The sequence below is a fragment of the Thomasclavelia sp. genome (genome assembly GCF_017889095.1).
Classification (GTDB): Bacteria; Bacillota_I; Bacilli_A; order Erysipelotrichales; family Coprobacillaceae; genus Thomasclavelia.
In genome coordinates this window covers 1-3,395 of the sequence record NZ_JAGHEW010000323.1, presented here as the reverse complement: position 1 = coordinate 3,395, position 3,395 = coordinate 1, and the positions used below count along the sequence as shown (strand labels likewise).

Genomic DNA, 3,395 nt, shown 5'->3' with positions numbered 1-3,395 from the left:
TTTCTATTCAATATTTAAAGGTCGAAAAGATGTTTATAGTAAACGTGCCGGTAAAGCTAATAAAACTGGATATGTTGGTTATTATCCACAATGTAATAATTTTTGGAAAGCTGGAATTTGTGCTAAAAGATCATCACAACGTATTAAATGTCAGGATTGTTCAAATCAAGATTATAAAGAATTAAATGGTTATGATTTGATGAATCATTTATTAGGAAAAAAGGAAGATTGTTCTGATGTTATTGGAATTTATCCGATTTTAAAAGATGAAACTTGTCATTTTTTAGTATTTGATTTTGACAATCATGATGATAATTATTCAGAAGATAATTATCTTGAAGAAGTTAATGCATTAAAAACAATTTGCAAGGAAAATCAAATCAACATATTAGTAGAACGTTCTCGCTCTGGAAAAGGAATTCATATTTGGTTATTTTTTGAAAAAGCTATAAAAGCTTCTATTGCAAGAAAATTTGGATCTTTATTAATTACCAAAGCAGCTGATGTTGTAAATATGAAAACATTTAAAACATATGATCGAATGATTCCTGCACAAGATCATATACCAGCAGGCGGATTAGGAAACTTAATCGCTTTGCCACTACAAGGACAAGCGGTAAAAAAAGGAAATAGTGTTTTTGTTGATGATAATTGGCAACCATATTATGATCAATGGAATGTATTAAAACAAATAAAGAAAATATCTTTGGAATTTATTGAAAGAAAAATCGATGAATGGAATATTAATGGACCACTAGGTTTGTTATCAGATTTTAATGATGATACAAGCGAAAAACCGTGGAAAAAATCTGTTATTCAATTTCACCATGAAGATGTAAATGGAACAGTTTGTATTACTTTAGCTGATTTAATTTATATAAAAACAACGAATCTTCAACCAAGATTAAATAATCAAATAAGAAGGTTAACCTGGTTTAGTAATCCTGATTTTTATAAAACTCAAAAGATGGGATTTTCAACACATGGTATATATAGAATTATTTCTTGTCATCAAGAGTTTAAAGATTATATAGGTATTCCAAGAGGTTTAAAAGAAGAATTAATAAAAAAATTAGATGATGCAAAAATTCATTATCAAATTGATGATCAAAGAAATAAAGGGAATCCTATTAATGTCGAATTTCTTGGAAAATTGTATTCAAACCAGCAAGACGCAAGTTCTATTTTAACTCAGTATGAAACAGGTATTTTAGATGTGACAACAGCATTTGGAAAAACAGTAGTTGGTGCCTATTTGATTGCTTTAAAAAAAGTTAATACCCTCATTTTAGTACATAATCGTGAAGTTATGAGCAATTGGGAAAATGAATTAAACAAATTTTTAAAAATTCATGAAGATTTACCACAATATCAAACAGCCAAAGGACATATTAAAACACGAAATAGCTGTATTGGTAAATTATATGCTAATCATAATTCATTAACCAAAATCATTGATATTGCAATGATATCTTCACTAGGTAAAGGAGAAAATATAAAATCATATGTTAAAGATTATGGGATGGTCATTATGGACGAGTGCCATCATTCAGCAGCTAAGACAAATGAAGATGTTTTAAATGCTGTTAATGCTAAATATGTTTATGGATTAACAGCTACAGCTAAACGAAATGATGGTCAAGTTAAAAAAATATTTATGCAATTTGGACCAGTACGCTATCGATTTACAGCAAAGCAAAGAGCAGAAGAACAGGGAATCGGACATTATATCATTCCTAGATTTACAAGATTAACAGCAATTGATGAAGAAAATTTAACCATTAACGATGCGTATAAATTAGTTATAAATAGCCAGGTTAGGAACCAGCAAATCATTGATGATGTTATAAATTGCTTAGATAAAGGACGTACACCATTAGTTTTAACACGATTTAAGGAACATGCAAAATTTTTATACGATCAACTAAAAGACAAGACAAATCATATTTTTTTATTGCAAGGTGGACGGAATACCAAAGAAAGAGAAAAAATCAGAAAAGAACTTTTAGCTGTAAGAAAAGAAGAAAGTATCATTTTAGTAGCTATTGATAAATATATTGGTGAAGGTTTTAATTATCCTCGTTTAGATACTCTAATGCTTACAACAGCGTTTAAATATGATGGTAATGTTGAACAATATGCTGGTAGACTTCATCGAGACTATGAAGATAAGCAAAATGTTATAATATATGATTATGTAGATAGCCATATCAGATATTTTGAAAAAATGTATCGTAATCGTTTAAAAGCATATAAGAAAATGGGTTATCAAATTATGAGTTATGATTTAAAATATCAAGACAGAATAGATGCTATTTATACACAAGAAGATTATTTTGAAGTTTTATATCATGATTTAAATAGTGCTCAAAATGAAATTATTATTTCTAGCCCTGGAATTAGTAAAAAGAAAATACAGCAGTATTTACAAATATTTAAGCCAATTCAAGAACGTGGAGTAAAAATTTATATTATTACATTAAAACCAGAAGTTTACTCTAATAATTTTAAAGATAGTATAGAAAATCAAATTAACGAGATGAAAAGAGTAGACATTCATGTTATAGATAAATCTATGTTATATCAGCATTTTGCAGTTATTGATCGAAAAATAGTATGGTATGGCAGCATTAATCTTTTATCAAAAGAAAAAGAAGAAGATAATTTAATCAGAGTAATTGATAACGCTATTGCTGAAGAATTAATAGCTATTACAAATGAATAATAGTATAAAACAAAAAAAGATCGTTTCAAATGTGGTAGAATATTTATGGAAACAAGATTTTCATTGTTTATAATAAGCTGATACAAATAGATAGTACAATAATAGATATTAATAATTGTTAGATTTTATATCAATATAGCCTTATCACATAATCTTATTAGTAATTATTAAAAATTGATATTCCCGTATAACTAATAAAAAATAAATATTAAAGTTTTTTTGAAAAACTGATCAAACGTTATTATTAAAATTGATTGGATTAATATAAAAAATAATTTAATGACATTCTTATTATATAATTTACCAGTCATGATTTTTATTAAATCTCTTAAAGTCCTTATATATCTAGGAGAATAAAGGAATTTGTGATATAATGTCTTTGGCTAATGAGTCGCTGGTAAAAATAAATAAAATCGTTGATTTATCTAGAGTTTAGAATATTTCAGTTTTATAAAAACGGCTTATTTACTATGGTTTAATATCAACATTAGATGTATTTAAATTAAGATAGAGGAGCTATACTAACAAGACCATTTTGTTTAATATCAACATTAGATGTATTTAAATTTTCTTCATTGGCGAATTTCTCTATTTTCCTGTGCGTTTAATATCAACATTAGATGTATTTAAATGTTCATCATCCGAATTAACGATGTTCGTAATTACTAGT

Annotated in this window: 1 protein-coding gene; it reads left to right on the top strand. The window is 26.7% G+C overall.

Features of this window, described 5'->3' with window-relative positions; translation table 11 throughout:
• The coding region (locus J7M77_RS13965) for a DEAD/DEAH box helicase family protein (protein ID WP_296879637.1) at nt 1-2,725 on the top strand (2,725 nt) is incomplete at its 5' end.
• Between the last annotated feature and the right edge of the window lie 670 nt (nt 2,726-3,395).